This is a genomic window from Enterococcus alishanensis (genome assembly GCF_019218635.1).
Taxonomy (GTDB): Bacteria; Bacillota; Bacilli; order Lactobacillales; family Enterococcaceae; genus Enterococcus_A; species Enterococcus_A alishanensis.
The window spans coordinates 325,241-343,517 of record NZ_JAHUZB010000004.1 but is presented as its reverse complement, the minus strand read 5'-3'; the positions used below and the strand labels follow the sequence as shown (position 1 = coordinate 343,517).

Genomic DNA, 18,277 nt, shown 5'->3' with positions numbered 1-18,277 from the left:
AAGAAGATGAACCGATGACAAAAGCCCGTCTAGAGGCATTTACAGATGGTGTGGTAGCGATAGTTTTAACTGTTTTAGTGTTAGATATTCAAATTCCTGATTCACCATCTCTTTACTCAATATTAAATATTAGTAATACTTTATTAGCATATACGGTCAGTTTTATTTTTGTAGCTGTTATTTGGGTGAACCATCATCGGATGATGCAGATGGCCGAAAAAATAAATTATTCCGTCATTTGGGCCAATATTTTTTGGCTATTTTGGCTGACTTTGTGTCCAGCAGTGACTAGTTGGGTTGGCCGCAATCCAAATCGCTTTTGGCCTGAATTTTTCTACGTTGTTGTCTACATGATGTGGAGTTTTTCCTATGGAGTACTTTCAAAAAGAGTGGTCAAAGCTAATGACCCAAATAGTCATGTGGCCATCGTTTTATCTCGTGATCGTCGTAGCCAAATATCGATGATTATTAATCTTATTATTCTGGTAGGAGTGTTTTTTTATCCGCCATTAGGAATGATTGGACGTTTTTTCGTATCGGCAATTTGGATTGTTTCATATCGCACCGCAAACAAGTATTTTCAAAAAGTTCGAGGGTTATTTTTTAAATCATAAAGAGTCGGGAAATGTAGTTTTTTAAAGCAAAAAATAACGAATAAAGACTTTTAAATCAGCATTTTCTCGAAAAAATAAATAAGGTCATTTTTACTTATTTGACTTCAATTAGTTCCCATTTTATGACTCAATCTTTATTTTATAATTATGGAAAAACACGACAATTGCGCAATATACTTCAAAAATTTAATGATTAAACAGGGAACAAAAGAAAAACTGACGACATTCGATCTTAATCGAATGTCGTCAGTTTTTAGTTTATTTATTGTTTATGGTTCCGGATGTAGTACGCGATGTAGAAATTCTTTAGTACGAGCTTCTTTCGGATGAACAAAAATGTCTTCTGAGGTACCTTCTTCAGCGATAACACCTTTATCCATAAAGATTACCCGATCAGAAACTTCTTTGGCGAAAGCCATTTCGTGGGTCACAATGACCATTGTTAACCCTGATCCAGCTAAATCTTGCATAATACTCAAGACATCGCCGACCATTTCCGGATCTAGCGCAGAGGTAGGTTCGTCAAACAACATCACCTCTGGATTCATTGATAATGCGCGGGCAATGGCTACCCGCTGCTTTTGGCCACCAGATAATTGCGCAGGACGCGCATCAATAAAGCGGCCCATCCCAACTTTATTCAAGTTTTCAATGGCAATTTCTTTAGCTTCATTTTCTTTTCGTCCTAGGACTGTCATTTGACCCGTCATACAATTTTGTAAAACATTCATATTGTTGAACAAATTAAAGCTTTGGAATACCATCCCTAGATGTGTGCGATATTTTGGTAAGTTATAACCAGGTGCTAGGACGTTTTCGCCATTATAAATAATTGCACCACTGGTGGGTGTTTCTAGTAAATTGATACAGCGTAAGAAAGTACTTTTACCAGAGCCAGAAGCGCCGATGATGGTCACAACTTCTCCTTTGTTAACAGTTATGCTGATATCTTTTAAGACTTCATTATCGCCAAATTTTTTATTTAGATGTTCAATTTCGATAATACTACTCATAAGAACCTCCTACTTCATATTAATGTAATAAATTTCTTAAACAACGACCTATTTATCTGCTTCGATGGCAACATCAGTATCTTCTAAGCGAGTATAAGCATCAGGACCATCCATTTTCTTTTCAACTAAGCGCAATAGACGTGTTGCACTGAAAGTTAGAACAAAATAAATGACACAGATGATAAAGTACGTTTGGAAGAACAGGTAGTTGGTTCCGGCAGCACTTTTACCTTGGAAGAATAATTCGGTTACTGAAATGATACTTAAAACTGAAGTATCTTTAATATTGATAACTAACTCATTACCAGTTGCTGGTAAAATATTTCGCAATACTTGTGGTAAAACAACTTTGCGCATGGTTTGACCGTGAGTCATACCGATAGCGTGAGCTGCTTCAAATTGTCCATTGTCGACAGAGAAAATTCCTCCACGTACAATTTCAGACATGTAAGCTCCAGTATTAATGGAAACAATAAATAAAGCAGCAGCAATTCGATTCAAATCAATACCAAAAGCCATAGCAATTCCGTAATAAATCACGGCAGATTGAACGATCATTGGGGTGCCTCGGAAAATCTCGATATAGGCACTTAGTAACCAGCCAAATAATTTTTGGAAGAAACGATTTAATTTGTTTTTAGCTTCTGGCAATGTCCGGAAGACACCGACTAGTAATCCGATCAAGGTACCAACTGTTGTACCAACAATCGCTAAGAGTAAAGTGACACCAGTTCCCCGTAAGAACATACCGCCATTTTGACGTAAGATTCGGACAAAAACATTTTCTTTTTTACCGGATGAATTAGTCGCTACTTCTTCAGCTGCTGGTTGATCTTTGATGGCTTGATCCATTATTTCAACCCGTTCATCTTCAGGAATTTCAGCTAAAATTTGATTGACTTGCGCAATTTCTGAATCACCTTTACGCATTCCGACAGAGACTTGTGTATCTTCTGGATTGGTTTGGAAACCATTGGCAGCAGAAAATTCTACCATGTGTAATTCAGGATTGACACTTTCCGCAGTTACGCCTTCAGGTCGTTCGCTGACATAGCCGTCAATAACGCCAGATTCTAAAGCCACACGCATAGCTGGAAAATTATCCATCGCTTCTTGCTTGTTCACATCTGGAATTTGGTCCACTACATCATAATGGAAAGTTCCCAGCTGAGCAGTAATTTTGGCATCTTTAAAATCTTCTAATGAAGTTGCTTGGGCATATTTTGTATCATTTCGGGTAACGATTACTAGCTGTGATGTGTAATATGAATCAGAAAAATCAATTTCTTTGGAACGTTCAGCAGTTGGGGACATCCCTGCGATGATAGCGTCAATTTTGCCAGATTGTAAAGCCGGTAGTAGACCATCCCATTCAGTTTTGACAATCACTAGTTTGCGATTCATCTTATCGGCAATTTTTTTCGCCATTTGGACATCGTAACCGCCAGCGTAGGAGTCATCACCTTGAATTTTTACGGCACCTTTACTATCATTATTTTGTGTCCAGTTAAAAGGTGCGTAACCAGCTTCCATGCCGACCCGCAATTCTCCTTCAGGTGTTTGTGCATCTGCATGGGTTACATTTGGTAAAATGATTAAACTTAAAAACATAGCAACAAAGGCAAATAATGTTATTCTTTTTTTCATATTTTCTCCCTTTCCTTAAAGCTACGAGATGAGCCCAACAAAAAAAGCCGCCAAAAAGTTAAAGGCCGCCTGCAAATATAAGAAGATGTTCCTCTCACAAAAACATAGCGCAACTTAGCTCGATGCTAAGACAGTCCGCAAGTACGTTAGCTTGCGTCCCAACATACGAAGTGAGTAGATTCTTCGTACATTTCGGCGAAAACATCCTAGACCTATTTCAATGCGTCTATCCGCTCCATAGGGTTAATAAGTTTCGCGACCTCTACCTCATTGTATGAGGTATCTCGTATTCAGTTAGTATGGCTACTAGTCTATAATCTTACTAAACAAATGTCAATCACTCTGGCCGATAAATTGTTATTTCGTTTATAATAAAATAGATAATGAGGTGATTATTATGGACAGTCAAACGGCTGCAAAAAAAATATTGCAAGCAGATAAGCTGACTTTTTTAACGGGTGCTGGTGTTTCCACTCCATCTGGTGTACCCGATTATCGTTCCTTAAAAGGAGTGTATCAAGGACTTTCTTCGCCAGAGTATTTATTGAGTCATCAATGTATGATCAAGGAGCCAGCTAAATTCCATGATTTTGTCAAAAAGATCTATCATCCTGAGGCAAAACCCAATGTAATTCATCAAAAAATGGCGGAGCTAGCACAGACAAAAGAGGTTTGGGTGGTTTCGCAAAATATTGACGGCTTACATCAAGCAGCAGGCAGTCGGCAACTCATCAATTTCCACGGTTCTTTATATGATTGTTACTGTCGTAAATGTGGGCAAACCATTCCTTGGCAAAAGTATTTACAGACAGATCAGCATGAGGAGTGCGGCGGACAAATTCGGCCTAAAATTGTTTTATATGGCGAAGGTTTTACTGAAGAAACGATGATGGATGCTAAACAAGCGGTCTTCAATGCTGATTTAATTGTAATTGTTGGAACTAGCTTTCAAGTTCATCCATTTTGTGATTTAATTTATGATAAGAAAAAAACAACTGAAATATTAATAATTAATCAAACAGCACTGCATATTCCGATGATTCATGACTTTGTGGAAGCCGATGGCGTAACGGTGTTTGAAAAATTATAAAGGGAGAGAATTATGGTAACGGAAAAAGAAAAGATGATTGCTGGTCAATTATATTTTGCTTCAGATGCAGAATTAGTAGCCGACCGAGCTATCGCCAAAAAATTAGCCCAAGCAATCAGTCAAACAGAGGATAAACGAGCACGAGAAGAATTAGTTAAAGAAGCTTTTGGAAAAACTGGTGAACGGGTATATATTGAACCGAATATCAATTTTGATTATGGCTACAATATTTTCGTTGGCGAGAATTTCTATACGAACTATAATAGTATTTTATTAGATATTTGTCCGATTACAATCGGTAATAATTGTATGTTTGGTCCCAACGTTCAATTATACACGGCCTCTCATCCATTGAAACCTGGCAAACGTAACAGTGGGCTTGAATTAGGCAAACCGATTACGATTGGTGACAATGCTTGGCTTGGCGGGGGCGTTGTGATTGTTCCAGGGGTTACATTAGGGGATAATGTCGTGGTGGCTGCCGGTAGTGTAGTAACAAAATCATTTGGCGATAATGTGGTGCTCGGTGGAAATCCTGCAGGAGTGATTAAAACAATTGAAGAAGAAAAAACAACTGATTTGTTAGCAGAAGCACGCAAACAAATTGATACAGTTGATCAGCAACTTGTGCAGTTGTTAGAAAAACGGATGGCGGCTGTTTCTCTTGTGACAGAAGCAAAAGCAGAAAGTGGTCAAGCTGTATTTGATAGCAGCCGTGAAGCAATTGTTTTAGAAAAAATTGCTCAAAAAATTGAAAATCCAGATTTTCAAGTCCCTATCATTGAAACTTTCAAAGCAATCATGGAACAATCGAAAGATTATCAAAGAAAAAAATTAGGTGATAAATAATGTTAAGCGGTCCAGAACGAAGAGAAAAAATCTTAACAGCTCTACAAGATACAGAAAAGCCGATCTCGGCTAGTGCTTTCGCAAAAGAATTTGGCGTCAGCCGTCAAATTGTTGTAGGGGATGTCGCTTTATTGCGAGCCAGTGGTGTCGAGGTGATTGCGACTGCTCGCGGCTATTTAATTGCAGGGATAAACGAAAAAAAAGTCAGTAAAATTGTTGTTCAACACACACGACAAGAAACAGCACTTGAATTACAAACGATTGTTGAAAATGGTGGCGAGATTATTGATGTCATCGTAGAACATCCTTTATATGGTGAATTAACTGGACAATTGCATATCGAAAATCAAGCTGAAGTAGTTGATTTTATAACGGAATATGAAAAATCAAATGCCAGTCTGTTATCTGAATTAACGTCAGGGATTCACCTGCATACAATTGCTTACAAAGAAGCTGAAGATTTGGAAAAAATTAAAGCTGCGTTAAAAAAAGTTGGTATTTTATATGAAGCAAAGGAACATTAATTTTTATCGTTTTTACTGATTGGAGAAGAGGGGAAAAGTAGTGGAGATTGAAGTGAAAAAAGCGACTGAAATGGCACAAACAGAATTAATTGAAATCTTTCAAGAACGGGTAGCCGTTTTTGTCGTGGAACAAGAATGTCCATATCAAGAAGTGGATGAATATGATGCGGTAGCGTGGCATGTTTTGTTGAAGGATGAAGGTAAATTAAAGGCTTATGCCCGTATCATCGAAAAAGAAGATCATGTAACTTTTGGTCGGGTCTTAGTAGTTAAAGCTTATCGCGGTGAAAAATGGGGCAAAAAAATAGTAGCAGCTGCGATTGAAGAAACCAAAAAACGTTTTCCCGATAGAAAGATCCAAATTTCAGGACAGGCCTACTTGAAAAAATTCTATCAGTCGTTTGGTTTTGAGATTGTATCAGATATATATTTAGAGGATGGTATTCCTCATTTGGAGTTAATTTTAAATGATTGAACTTTTGAATGCAGAATATATGACGGCGGTGATGACTATTTGGTTGGAAAGTAATCTGGCTGTCCATAATTATATCCCAGCAGTTTATTGGTGGAACAAGTTTGATGACGTAAAGAGCACATTGAAAGAATCGGAAGTTTATATCTATCGTCAAGCAGATGAAGTCCTTGGCTTTGTAGGTGTACAGGAAGATTATTTGGCTGGGATATTTGTCGATAAAGAACATCGTAGTGAAGGAATCGGTCAGCAATTATTAAATGAAATGAAGCAAAAGCATTCACAATTATTACTGAATGTTTATCAAAAAAATCAAAGAGCAATCGATTTTTATTTGCGTGAAGGATTCCAAAAGATTGAAAAGCAAATAGACGAAGTAACCGGTGAACCAGAATGGTCGATGCAATGGGAGAAATAGTTTAACACACCTCATTATTGAAAGTGAGGTGTTTTTTTGTTGTGGTGGCTATTTATTAAACGAAAAATCGATAAAAGGTTGTTACAAAAAAACGACCGAGTCGGCTCGGTCGTTTCTTACTATTCAATAATCAAGACGCCATCTTTAATGCTTAATGGATTCTTTTCGTTGATGTGGTCATAGAACATTACGCCATTCAAATGATCAATTTCATGCTGTACCACGATGGCTTGATAATTTTTTAAGCGAATTTTATGTTTTTCCCCTTGTTCGTCAAAATAAGTTAGGGTAATTCTGGCTGGACGTACCACATATCCGGGTACTTCACGGTCAACAGATAGACAGCCTTCGCCTTCACCTAGAGCTGCTTCTTGGACAGAATGGCTCAAGATTTTTGGATTATACATCACAACACTGAGTTCGTCCTCTGATTTTTCGGGGTCGATGCTGGGTACATGGACAGCAATGATTCTTTTAGAAATATCTAGCTGTGGTGCGGCTAAACCAACGCCACCGCGTAAATGCATTTCTTTAGATTTTTCTGGATCTTGGCTATTTTTTAGAAATTGGATCATTTCCGCTCCTAGTTTTATTTCTTCTTCACTAGGTGGAAGTGGAATTTCTTTGGCTACCGCTCTTAAGGTAGGATGGCCTTCTCTAATAATATCATCCATTGTAATCATGGATCTGACTCCTCTCGAATGTTTTTCACCAATCTAGTTTAGCACAAAACTGAATCGGCGCCAAAAACTTCTTTTTATAGGGGAAAAATGTTGATTCCATTGGGCACTAGCTTGCATTTTCATATTAAATCAAGTAAAGTATTAGAGTGTGCGAAAGCACCGCTGCCTATCACTTGGTTGGACGATTCACCAACGTTTTACTCAGTCATAGGAAAAAATCAGAAAGAGGTGAAAAACATGGCATTTTCAAAAGAACGCAAAAACGAAATCATCAGTGAATATGCACGCCATGAAGGAGACACTGGTTCTCCAGAAGTACAAATCGCTGTATTGACGGCAGAAATTAATCATTTGAATGAACACGCACGTGTCCACAAGAAAGACCACCATTCTTACCGTGGTTTGATGAAAAAAGTTGGTCATCGTCGTAACTTGTTAGCTTACTTACGTAAAACTGACGTTCAACGTTACCGCGAATTAATCCAACGCTTAGGACTACGTCGTTAATTTTAAGCCAATTAGGAGTGGAAGCAATAATTTTTATTGTTTCGCTCCTATTTCATTATTAAAGTAATAATTTTTCAAAGAAAAATTAATCTGATTTTCAAACGGATACCATTCTACTAAGGCGGAGAAACGCCAAGAAGAACTGGCACCTATTTCATTATAATGAAGCCAATTTTAAAAAGACCATTTTTCTTCTATTGTAGAAGAATCAAAATATAAACATCCTTTCACTGATGATCGAACTTCTACTAACCAAATGAAAGTCGCGAAAGTTTCGCCGTTTCCATTTGTTTAGTAGATCCCATGAGTGCAGAAGGAAAAAAAGGAGAAATACATGTCATCAGAAAAACAAGTTTTTAAAACAACTTGGGGCGGACGTCCCTTGGAAGTTGAAGTTGGCCAACTAGCAAAACAAGCCAACGGTGCTGTCTTAGTACGTTATGGGGATACAGTCGTTTTGAGTGCCGCAGTTGCCTCAAAAGAAGCGAAGAACTTCGACTTTTTCCCATTAACGATTAACTATGAAGAAAAAATGTATGCAGTTGGTAAAATTCCTGGTGGATTTATCAAACGTGAAGGTCGTCCAAGTACCGATGCGACATTAACTGCGCGTTTAATTGACCGTCCGATTCGTCCAATGTTCGCAGAAGGATTCCGTAATGAAGTCCAAGTAACCAATATTGTAATGAGTGTGGAGCAAGATAACTCTCCAGCCATGGCAGCGATGTTTGGTTCATCTTTAGCTTTAGCAATTTCTGACATTCCTTTTGAAGGTCCGATTGCTGGTGTTGAAGTAGGTCGTGTCGATGGTGAGTATGTCTTGAATCCAACAACGGATCAAGCGGCTGCATCTGATATTGATTTAACCGTAGCTGGTACTAAAAAAGCCATCAACATGGTGGAATCTGGTGCTAAAGAAGCTTCAGAAGAAGATATGCTTGGCGCATTATTATTTGGTTTTGAAGCGATTAAAGAAATGGTTGCTTTCCAAAGCGAAATCGTAGCTGCTGTTGGTCAAGAAAAAATGGAAATTGATTTATTACAAGTCAATCCTGAATTGAAAAAAGAAATCTTCGACGAGTATTACCAAACAATGAAAACGGCTGTATTAACAGAAGAAAAATTAGCTCGTGAAGATGAAATTCATAAAGTCAAAGAAACAGTTATCGAAGTTTATGCAGAAAAATTTGCAGAAGCTGAAGATGTAGAATCATTGGCAAAAGAAGTGAAACAAATTGCTGAAGACCTTGAAAAAGATGTTGTGCGTGAATTAATCACGATCGACAAAATTCGTCCTGATGGTCGTAAACTAGATGAAATTCGTGCTTTAGATGCAGAAGTTGGTTTATTACCACGGGTTCACGGTTCTGGTTTATTTACCCGCGGACAAACTCAAGCATTATCAGCTGCTACTTTAGCACCATTAGGTGAGCATCAAATTATTGATGGCTTAGGTGTGGAAGATAGTAAACGATTCATCCATCATTATAATTTCCCACAATTTTCAGTGGGTTCAACTGGTCGAGCTGGCTCCCCTGGTCGTCGTGAAATTGGTCACGGTGCTTTAGGTGAACGTGCGTTGGCACAAGTAATTCCAAGTGAAGAGGATTTCCCTTATACTATTCGTTTAGTGGCGGAAGTTTTAGAATCAAATGGTTCTTCTTCGCAAGCAAGTATTTCAGCTGGGACTTTGGCTTTAATGGATGCTGGTGTGCCGATTAAAGCACCAGTTGCCGGAATTGCGATGGGACTTGTTTCTGATGGTGAAAATTATACAATCTTGACTGATATTCAAGGTTTAGAAGATCACTTAGGCGACATGGACTTTAAAGTTGCTGGAACAAAAGACGGAATTACAGCCTTACAAATGGATATTAAAATCCAAGGAATCACGGAACAAATCTTAAAAGAAGCTTTGGACCAAGCGAAAAAAGCTCGTTTTGAAATTTTAGAAGTGTTAACTGAAACAATTGCTGAACCTCGTAAAGAGTTAAGCCCATATGCACCGAAGATTGAAATGATCAAAATTGATCCAGCCAAAATCAAAGATGTTATCGGTAAAGGTGGCGACACAATTAACGGCATCATCGAAGAAACTGGCGTGAAAATTGATATCGATCAAGAAGGTAATGTAAGTATCGCTTCAGCTGATGCTGATATGATTAAAAAAGCCATCAAGATCATTGAAGAATTAACTAAAGAAGTTAAAGTTGGCGAAGTATACTTAGGTAAAGTTGTCCGCATTGAAAAATTTGGCGCCTTCGTGAACTTGATTAAAGGCAAAGATGCTTTGGTTCATATTTCTCAACTGGCAAACGAGCGAGTTGGTAAAGTTGAAGATGTGGTGAAACTTGGCGATGAAGTCTTAGTGAAAGTCACAGAAATCGACCGTCAAGGCCGTGTGAATGCTTCTCGTAAAGTCTTATTAGAAAAAGACGAAGAGAAGAAAGAAGACAAATAAGAATATTCTCTCATATCGCTTAATTTTCTTTGACAAATGGCAAAATTACGGTGATAATACATTGTGTTTTAGGGGAGTAGCGACATAGTTTTGACTATGCTTTTAGATCAACAATATCAAGTGTGATTACCACACTGGTCTAGAGGAGCAATTTGCAAGACCTAAACAAGCAGCCTGCTGTTTGTTTAGGTCTTTTTTTATAATCGAGGAGGAAGATTATTTTGGAGAAAACAAATCATAGCCAGAAGAAAAAGCTTTCCGTTGCGGGACTTTTGATTGCGATGGGTGTGGTATACGGTGATATTGGAACGAGCCCACTCTATGTAATGAAAGCAATTTTAAATGAACAGGGCGGCCTTGGTAGTGTCACCAATGACTTCGTAATTGGTGTTGTTTCACTAGTCTTTTGGACAGTCATGTTATTAACGACTGTAAAATACGTGATTATTGCTTTGAATGCAGATAACCATGGTGAAGGTGGGATCTTCTCTCTCTATGCTTTGGTTAGAAAAGGCGGAAAATATTTAATTGTACCTGCTATGATTGGTGGCGCCGCTTTGTTGGCCGATGGTGTCTTAACACCAGCAGTAACAGTCACGACAGCGATTGAAGGTTTGCGGGGAATTCCAGAATTTTCGGCGCACTTCGGGATGGATCAAAATATTATTGTCGTGATTACTTTGGTGATTTTATTGGTCTTATTCTTTATTCAACGTTTTGGAACTGAATTGGTAGGTCGTGCTTTTGGACCGATTATGTTGTTATGGTTCACTTTTTTAGGCGTGATGGGCTTGATGAATATTCCGTATGATTTTTCCGTGGTTAAAGCCATCAATCCTTATTATGCTCTTCATTTATTGTTTAGCCCGGATAACAAAGCCGGCATCTTTATTTTAGGTAGTATTTTTCTAGCAACTACGGGTGCGGAAGCTCTGTATTCAGATATGGGACATGTAGGCAAGAAAAATATTCGTTTTAGTTGGCCATACGTGATGGCGTGTTTGACTTTAAATTATGCTGGTCAAGCGGCTTGGATGATTCATTCAAAAGGAAATGTGAATCTTTATCAAGTAGAAGAATTAAATCCATTTTTCCAAATTCTACCAGATGGTTGGATTATTTTCGGGGTTGTTTTTGCGACGATTGCGGCAATTATCGCCTCTCAGGCCTTGATTTCTGGATCTTTTACCTTAGTCTCTGAAGCGATCAAATTAAAATTATTACCTCGTTTAAAAATTATGTATCCCGGCTCGTCGATCGGACAGATGTATATTCCAGCGATTAATTTGATTTTATGGTTGGCTTGTTCGTTGATTGTAGTGACCTTTAGAACTTCTAGTCACATGGAAGCGGCATATGGTCTATCGATTACAGTAACAATGTTAATGACAACTTTCTTGTTGTATCATTATATGCGGCAAAAAAATGTTTCTCGTTTATTGTCTTATTTAATGATTGTTTTCTTTGGTACTCTGGAAGGCTTCTTCTTTATTTCTAGTATTACTAAGTTTTTCCACGGTGGTTTTGTTGCTGTTGGTATGGCAGGTATAATTTTAATGGTAATGTATATCTGGCATCGTAGTAATCAAATTCAAGAAAACAATGCCGAAGAGGTTTCGTTAAAAGATTACTTACCGCAATTACAAGAATTGAAAGATGATAAACGTATTCCATATTACCAAACCAATGTCGTTTTCATGGTACCAAAATTAGAAAATGATCAGATTGGCAATCAATTTATTTATTCGATTTTAGATAAGCGTTTGAAGCGGGCAAAAGTTTACTGGTTTGTTAATGTGGAAGTAACCGATGAACCTTATACTAGAGAATATAGTATTGATATGATGGGTACAGATTTTATTGTCCAAGTGAAATTGTATCTAGGCTTTAGAATCTCTCAAGATGTGAATGTTTACTTGCGACAAATTATCCATGATTTAATGAGACAAGGGCGCTTAGATAAACAACCACAACATTATTCCTTGACACCAGGACGCCAAGTGGGGGATTTCCGATTTGTCTTGATTCAAGAAGAATTATCGACGGTAACCAATATTCCAAAATGGGATCGACAAATTATGCAGGCTCGTTTAGCAATTAAACGTTATGCCGTTTCACCAGAACGTTGGTTTGGAATTGAATATAGTGATGTTACTTACGAAACAGTACCGTTGGTTTTAGGTCAAGCGCGCAAAACTTGGTTGAAAGAACGGACATAAAAAAGATGCACAGTCTCTCTGATTATTCTTCAGAAAGACTGTGCATTATTTGTTTTTCAGCATGTTCTTGATTTTGTTCTTGATCTAATTTTTTTAAATGACGCATGGCTTTAAAATAAGAAGCTAGTAAAACAGCTACTGAACCCATCCAAGCTAGCGGAGGTGCAAAAGCAGCACCAGTATAACCAAATAATGGTGTTAAAATTAGAGCAGCAAAAGAGCGCATTATCAACTCCATAATTCCAGCAATTGTCGGTACTTTCGCTTGTCCCAAGCCTTGTAAGGTATAACGTAAAACAAAGAGAATCGCTAAAATCCAATAAAGAGAACCACTAATATTAAAATAGATTTGGGCTAATTGGAAAACTTTGACTTCACTACGGGCGACAAATAAATTAACTAAATGATCTCCAAAGAAAATCACGCCTAAACCAGCAAAAATACTAAAGCCAATGGTCATTATCAAACATTGTTTCACGCCTAATAAAATACGATCATATTTTTTTGCGCCAAAGTTTTGTGCAGTAAAAGTCGCCATTGTAATTCCAAAAGACATCATTGGTAAAATCGCAAACTGGTCAATTCGACTAGCTGTAGCTTGAGCCGCTACGACATTCGTACCTAAACTATTTAAAGCTGATTGTAAAATAACTGCTCCGATAGCAATAATTGATGATTGAAAACCCATCGGTAAAGCAGAATTTAAATGGATTCGAATTTCTTCTTTATCCCAAGTAAAATGTTTGCGACTAATTTGTAACAAGGGGATTTTCCTTTTGATGTAAACCACACACATTAAACTTGCAAAAACTTGGGCAATCACAGTGGCAAAACCTGCACCGGCTACGCCCATATGAAAATGAATAATAAAAATTAAATCCAATACAACATTCACCACTACTGCAATCGCTAAGAAAAATAGTGGGGTGCGGCTGTCACCTAAAGCACGAATCATATTAGACAGTAAGTTAAAAGCCATTGCCGCAAAAATTCCGGCTAAAATAATAGAAATAAATTGTTGCGCCTGGTCAATAATTTCTACCGGCGTCTGCATAAGCAATAATAAGGGCCGTAAAAAGATTAAGCTTAAAGCGGTTAAAACTACGGTCACGATCAGACTAATAATCACCGACGTAGCAAAACTTTTCCGAACAGCTAACGGATCTTTGGCCCCAAAACGCTGGGCTGTAATAATCGAAAGCCCTGCCGTTAAGCCTTGAGCAAAACCAATAATCAAAAAGTTTACCGATCCGGTAGCGCCAACTGCAGCCAATGCATCTTTGCCTAATGTTTGTCCGACAATTATCATATCCACCATACTGTAGAACTGTTGGAAAATATTTCCTACCAGCAAAGGTAAAGCAAAAAATAAGATTAATTTGGCAGGATTGCTATGGGTAAGATCTTTCATTATCTACTCCTTTTTGAGTGAAATCATTTTTGGTTCTACTGATATTACCACAGACTTTTCTGAATGCAAGGGTTATGAAAAAGTTTTTGAAAATTAATTGACATTAACACAGTGTCAACGTTTACAATAGAATAAACAAAGGGGGAAGCGTAATGTTTAAGATTAAACAATTTTCAAAACTGTCAGGAACCAGTAGTCGTATGTTACGTCATTATGAAAAAATGGATTTATTGAAACCCGCTAAAATTGATCCTGATAATAACTATCGTTATTATCAGGCAGAACAATTAACCACCGTCAATAAAATCAAGAAGCTCCAGTCATTTGGTTTTTCGCTGGCTTTAATCAAGGAAATTTTAAACCAAGAAAATCCGGTTGATCTTGAGAAATATTTATACACCCGACAGCAAGAGTTGGCAGAGGAATTAGCAGTCATTACCCAGCAAAAAGATAGTTTGGCTCAAATTCAAGCAGAGTTGGATGACCGTCAAAACTTACTAGATTACCATGTGGTCTTAAAAGAATTACCCGCTCGTAAAGTCATGAGTATTCGAAAAGTCATTGCAGATGCCAGCGGTGAAAGCGAATTGTGGCAAACACTTGGAGCAGCTGCTGAAGCTCAAAAAGTTCAATTTAGTTCACCGCCGGTGGGGATTAGTATCTATCACGACGAAGAATACCAAGATCAACAGATTGATTTAGAATTGCAAAGTACGGTTGTTGGTGACTATTCAGATATGGAAGAAGTCAAATTTTTTGTAGCTCCAGCCATAAAAACAGCTTCGGTAACATTTCAAGGATCCTATGGACAAATGCCACAAGTAATGAATGCATTGGCTCGTTGGTTGGAAACCCAGGATTACGAAATGGCTGGACCGATGTTTAATATTAATCATGTCTCCCCTGCGCAAACGCCTGATCCAGAAAAATGGGTGACAGAAGCCTGTCTCGTTTTAAAATAAAGGAGGAAAAATAATGGCAAGAGCACGTACAAAATCAGAATTACTTAGCTTTTCTCAAGAGAATTACGACAAACTATTTACTTTGATTGACAGTCTGACGCCAGCAGAGCAAGTAGGCATTTTCCCATTCGAAGATCGCGATCGTAATATTCGCGATGTCCTAATTCATCTCTATGAATGGCACCAATTATTGTTGACTTTCATTGCTGAGAATCAAAAGAGCGAGCAGGTGGTTCCCTTTTTACCCGCTCCTTATAATTGGAAAAATTATGGTGAAATGAATCTGGTCTTTTGGGAAAAACACCAAACGACTGAACTGGCGGATGCCAAGAAAATGCTGTCGAAGAGTCACCAAGCGTTGATGGACTTGGTAGCGAATTTTTCTGAAGAAGAACTATTCACCAAAAAATATTTTTCTTGGACCGGTAGCACTTCGTTAGGTAGTTATTGCGCGTCTTCCATGAGTAGTCATTATGAATGGGCTTTGAAGAAAATTCGCCAGTATAAAAAAACTTTAGCTAAGTAATAGATAAAGCCAATGAAATCTGTTCAATAAGATTTCATTGGCTTTTGTTTATTTTGGTTCTTTGATACTCTCAGGATCGATGCCTAAAGCCGCAGCCATGTCTTTATTAACATAGAACGCTAAATCTTTAGCAGACTCTACTGGCATATCTTCAGGATTCGCTTCACCATCTAAGATTTTTGCAGCCATTTCACCTGTTTGGTAGCCTAATGAAACATAATCTACGCCTAAAGTTACTAAGCCGCCTTCTTTAACTTGGTCAACGGAACCGGCAACTAACGGAATTTTTTTCTCTTTAACAACTTCGCCAACTACGGCAGCCGCACTGGCAAAAGTACTGTCAGTTGGGATGTAAATACCATCAGCATCATTGGCTACAGATTCTGTTGCTTGTTGGACATCGTTGGTATTTGATGCAGTCTTGATAGTAGTTTCGATACCCAATTCTTTTAAATATTCGGTTGCGACATCAATTTGCACTTGTGAGTTCACTTCACCGGAATTGTATAATAAGCCAATCTTCTTAGCATCAGGAACGACTGATAGCAATAGATCGATTTGTTTTTTGATGGGTGATAAATTAGTAGTTCCAGAAATGTTGGTACCAGGTTTGTCGTAACTTTTCACTAATTTTGCGGTTTTTAAATCTGTTACAGCAGTAACTAAAGTCGGAATATCTTGTGTTGCTGTGGCTAAACCTTGACCAGCTGGTGTGCCGATACCTAATAATAAATCAGGCTGGTCGGAAACTAATTTTTCGCTCATACTTTGTAAGTTTCCTTGATTACTTTGAGCATTTTGATATTCGATTTCTAGATTTTCACCTTCTGTATAGCCGTTTTCAGCTAATCCTTGGATGAAGCCTTCCCGTGATTCATCAAAAGAACCGTGCTCAACAGTTTGTAAAATACCGATTTTTTTAACTTCGCTTTTTTCATCGGCTTCACCTTGACCACAAGCTCCTAATACTAATAAACTTAACAATCCTAACCCCATTAACATTTTCTTCTTCATATACTTCTCTTCCTCTCCATAAAAAAATCACCCACTTAGAAAAACTAAATGGGTGATGAATCGACGAGAATAGATCGTACATGTTCAGCCATTTAGAATTTCTTCTACGTGGCTGGTGGTACGTTAAAATCCTTTAGCCATCATAGATAGATACAAAACTTCGGTAGTCTGCATCCATCTTGATGAATACAAACCTATCTAAAAAAGCTAAAGAAAAAGCGGTTATTCAGTTGTGAGTAGATTCTGTTTGTCATAAGAATGACCTCCAACTTGTAATTGCTCACTAGTATACATGATAAAAAATGAGATGTAAATAAGAAAAATGGAAATATTTTAATTTTAAACACAGAAAAACGACAACAGAATGAAACTTCTGTTGCCGTGGCTAATTGTTTTATCCTCTTTGGCGAATTTCGCTAGGTAATAAAATGGTTTGTCTAGTACCATCATCGTAAGCATATACTTCACTAGGAAATTCAGTTGAATACATAAAAGGTAAGTCGACGCCCATCTCAACACTATCATCATCTTGCGAAAAATGCATCGTGACATGGCCATTATTATTAATTACACCAAAAGAAAGCATATTGTTTAAAGGGATTACGCCTTTGATGTCTAAGTCAATAATATACCAGATACTATCGATTAATTCGCCAGGTAGACTGGATACAACTCCGACTGAGGCATAACGGCTGCGATTAGAATCAAATGTTTCAAACATTTTGTATCCTCCTTTGGATTAAATTTCTTTTCCAGAAATTTAATCAGATTTTTCAATGCGGATACCATTCTGAATGAGACGAACGGGTACCTTCATCTGCAAAAATTACTTATGTAGTGATTAATTTTATCCTGTTTAAGTAGAAAAAACAAATTTTTGGTTTCCAAATATAAAAAAAGCAGCTATCAAAAATGATAACTGCTTGGGCTTTAAATTATTCAGCTTCTGTTGCGCCGATAACTTCTGGTTCAGCTGCTTCTGCTGGTGCATCAACTTCTTCAGCTGCTTGTGCTTCACTGATGTTTGCGATTTGTTCTTCAGGATCAGTAACCACAGTGTAGTCTGCATCCTTAGGTAGATCAGCAACAGTAATTGATTGGCCAATTTCTAAGTTGGTAATATCTACTTCAATGTTTTCTGGTAAGTTTGCTGGAGTAGCTGAAACAATAACTGTGTATGAAGTTTGGTTCAAGACACCGCCAGCTTTCACGCCAGCTGCTTCGCCGACTAAGCTTATTTCAGTTTCAACTTCAGTTTCTTCAGACATATTTACTGATAAGAATTCTGCGTGAGTTAATACACGTGTGAAAGTATCAGATTGTGTCGCATGTAATAAAGTGTTGATTTTTTTGCCGTTTAAATCTAAAGCAAAAACGGTATTCCCACCATTTTCTCTTAATGCTTTTGATAGTTCAGCTTCATCAATTGAGATTGATGTGCTTTCTACTTGGTAACCATAAACGACTGCTGGGATCTTACCTTCGTGACGTAGTTTGTTACGTAGGGAACGGGGACGAGTTGCTCTTTCTTCAACTTTCAATGTTACTGCCATAACCAAATTCCTCCTTAAAATAGACTGCCTGCTGGTTTGTCAGACAGATTTTTTAAGTGACGGTTATTCTCAGCACGTTGGCTTTGCGAGAACGCAAAAAGACAGCTTTTTACAGCTGCCTAAAAAAAGTCTAAATTCAACTTTCTCCACCAGGTCATTACGCTGTGTATGAGAAACCTTTGACATAATTATGTCGATTCACTTAAGATACAAAGTTAATTTCTTCGTATTAATTAATGTTAGGACACTTTGAGGTATTTTGCAAGGATAAATTACTCACTTTATTTTTTAAACCAGAAAAAAAGAGTTATAAT

At 37.7% G+C, this 18,277-nt stretch carries 18 protein-coding genes; 11 read left to right on the top strand and 7 right to left on the bottom strand.

Going from position 1 to position 18,277, the window contains the following annotated elements; genetic code table 11:
* The first annotated feature begins 14 nt into the window (after window positions 1-14).
* Window positions 15-614 (top strand): TMEM175 family protein, encoded by a 600-nt coding sequence (locus tag KUA55_RS12005; protein WP_218326578.1) that lies wholly within the window; start codon window positions 15-17, stop codon window positions 612-614.
* A gap of 269 nt (window positions 615-883) precedes the next feature.
* Here KUA55_RS12005 and KUA55_RS12000 read toward each other — a convergent pair whose 3' ends face one another.
* Entirely contained in the window at window positions 884-1,627 is a 744-nt protein-coding gene (locus tag KUA55_RS12000) for an amino acid ABC transporter ATP-binding protein (protein ID WP_218326577.1), read from the bottom strand.
* A gap of 48 nt (window positions 1,628-1,675) precedes the next feature.
* Complete coding sequence (locus KUA55_RS11995) at window positions 1,676-3,274, bottom strand: ABC transporter permease subunit (RefSeq protein WP_218326576.1); 1,599 nt, start codon at window positions 3,272-3,274, stop codon at window positions 1,676-1,678.
* 397 nt (window positions 3,275-3,671) lie between these two features.
* On the opposite strand from KUA55_RS11995, the gene KUA55_RS11990 reads away from it, so the two are divergent.
* Genes KUA55_RS11990 through KUA55_RS11970 form a run of 5 tightly spaced genes read left to right on the top strand, consistent with a single transcriptional unit; the run spans window position 3,672 to window position 6,627 of the window.
* Window positions 3,672-4,364, top strand: a complete 693-nt coding sequence (locus tag KUA55_RS11990) for an NAD-dependent protein deacylase (RefSeq protein WP_218326575.1) — start codon at window positions 3,672-3,674, stop codon at window positions 4,362-4,364.
* Between the two features lie 12 nt (window positions 4,365-4,376).
* Window positions 4,377-5,213: a chorismate mutase gene (locus KUA55_RS11985; RefSeq protein ID WP_218326573.1), complete on the top strand. Its 837-nt coding sequence runs from the start codon at window positions 4,377-4,379 to the stop codon at window positions 5,211-5,213.
* Window positions 5,213-5,737, top strand: coding sequence for a transcription repressor NadR (locus tag KUA55_RS11980; protein ID WP_218326571.1), 525 nt, complete (start codon window positions 5,213-5,215; stop codon window positions 5,735-5,737). Before KUA55_RS11985 ends, KUA55_RS11980 begins: the two co-directional genes overlap by 1 nt.
* A gap of 40 nt (window positions 5,738-5,777) precedes the next feature.
* A complete protein-coding gene (locus tag KUA55_RS11975) occupies window positions 5,778-6,212 on the top strand; it encodes a GNAT family N-acetyltransferase (protein ID WP_425514617.1) in 435 nt (144 codons plus the stop codon).
* Window positions 6,205-6,627, top strand: coding sequence for a GNAT family N-acetyltransferase (locus tag KUA55_RS11970; RefSeq protein ID WP_218326570.1), 423 nt, complete (start codon window positions 6,205-6,207; stop codon window positions 6,625-6,627). Before KUA55_RS11975 ends, KUA55_RS11970 begins: the two co-directional genes overlap by 8 nt.
* Before the next feature lie 119 nt (window positions 6,628-6,746).
* Here KUA55_RS11970 and def read toward each other — a convergent pair whose 3' ends face one another.
* Window positions 6,747-7,310, bottom strand: a complete 564-nt coding sequence (gene def, locus KUA55_RS11965) for a peptide deformylase (protein WP_218326568.1) — start codon at window positions 7,308-7,310, stop codon at window positions 6,747-6,749.
* A gap of 237 nt (window positions 7,311-7,547) precedes the next feature.
* On the opposite strand from def, the gene rpsO reads away from it, so the two are divergent.
* From rpsO to KUA55_RS11950, 3 genes are all read left to right on the top strand, one after another.
* Window positions 7,548-7,817, top strand: coding sequence for a 30S ribosomal protein S15 (gene rpsO / locus KUA55_RS11960; RefSeq protein ID WP_218326566.1), 270 nt, complete (start codon window positions 7,548-7,550; stop codon window positions 7,815-7,817).
* A 334-nt stretch (window positions 7,818-8,151) separates the two neighbouring features.
* Window positions 8,152-10,278, top strand: a complete 2,127-nt coding sequence (pnp, locus tag KUA55_RS11955) for a polyribonucleotide nucleotidyltransferase (RefSeq protein ID WP_218326564.1) — start codon at window positions 8,152-8,154, stop codon at window positions 10,276-10,278.
* Window positions 10,279-10,559: 281 nt separating this feature from the next.
* Window positions 10,560-12,497: a KUP/HAK/KT family potassium transporter gene (locus KUA55_RS11950; RefSeq protein WP_218326729.1), complete on the top strand. Its 1,938-nt coding sequence runs from the start codon at window positions 10,560-10,562 to the stop codon at window positions 12,495-12,497.
* A 22-nt stretch (window positions 12,498-12,519) separates the two neighbouring features.
* Here KUA55_RS11950 and KUA55_RS11945 read toward each other — a convergent pair whose 3' ends face one another.
* Window positions 12,520-13,908 carry an MATE family efflux transporter gene (locus KUA55_RS11945; RefSeq protein ID WP_218326562.1) on the bottom strand — a complete coding sequence of 463 codons (1,389 nt, stop codon included), beginning with the start codon at window positions 13,906-13,908 and terminating at the stop codon, window positions 12,520-12,522.
* Window positions 13,909-14,060: 152 nt separating this feature from the next.
* On the opposite strand from KUA55_RS11945, the gene KUA55_RS11940 reads away from it, so the two are divergent.
* Together KUA55_RS11940 and KUA55_RS11935 are read left to right on the top strand one after the other, a co-directional pair.
* Window positions 14,061-14,870, top strand: coding sequence for a MerR family transcriptional regulator (locus KUA55_RS11940; protein WP_218326560.1), 810 nt, complete (start codon window positions 14,061-14,063; stop codon window positions 14,868-14,870).
* A gap of 13 nt (window positions 14,871-14,883) precedes the next feature.
* On the top strand, window positions 14,884-15,396 hold the full coding sequence (locus KUA55_RS11935) for a ClbS/DfsB family four-helix bundle protein (protein WP_218326558.1): 513 nt from the start codon (window positions 14,884-14,886) through the stop codon (window positions 15,394-15,396).
* A 48-nt stretch (window positions 15,397-15,444) separates the two neighbouring features.
* Here the strand turns inward: KUA55_RS11935 and KUA55_RS11930 are convergent, their stop codons facing one another.
* The 3 genes from KUA55_RS11930 to KUA55_RS11920 all read right to left on the bottom strand — a co-directional run bounded on the left by KUA55_RS11930 (window position 15,445) and on the right by KUA55_RS11920 (window position 17,963).
* On the bottom strand, window positions 15,445-16,410 hold the full coding sequence (locus KUA55_RS11930; protein ID WP_218326557.1) for an ABC transporter substrate-binding protein: 966 nt from the start codon (window positions 16,408-16,410) through the stop codon (window positions 15,445-15,447).
* Between the two features lie 394 nt (window positions 16,411-16,804).
* Complete coding sequence (locus tag KUA55_RS11925; protein WP_218326556.1) at window positions 16,805-17,131, bottom strand: DUF960 domain-containing protein; 327 nt, start codon at window positions 17,129-17,131, stop codon at window positions 16,805-16,807.
* 214 nt (window positions 17,132-17,345) lie between these two features.
* Window positions 17,346-17,963 carry a 50S ribosomal protein L25/general stress protein Ctc gene (locus KUA55_RS11920; protein WP_218326555.1) on the bottom strand — a complete coding sequence of 206 codons (618 nt, stop codon included), beginning with the start codon at window positions 17,961-17,963 and terminating at the stop codon, window positions 17,346-17,348.
* Window positions 17,964-18,277 lie beyond the last annotated feature (314 nt).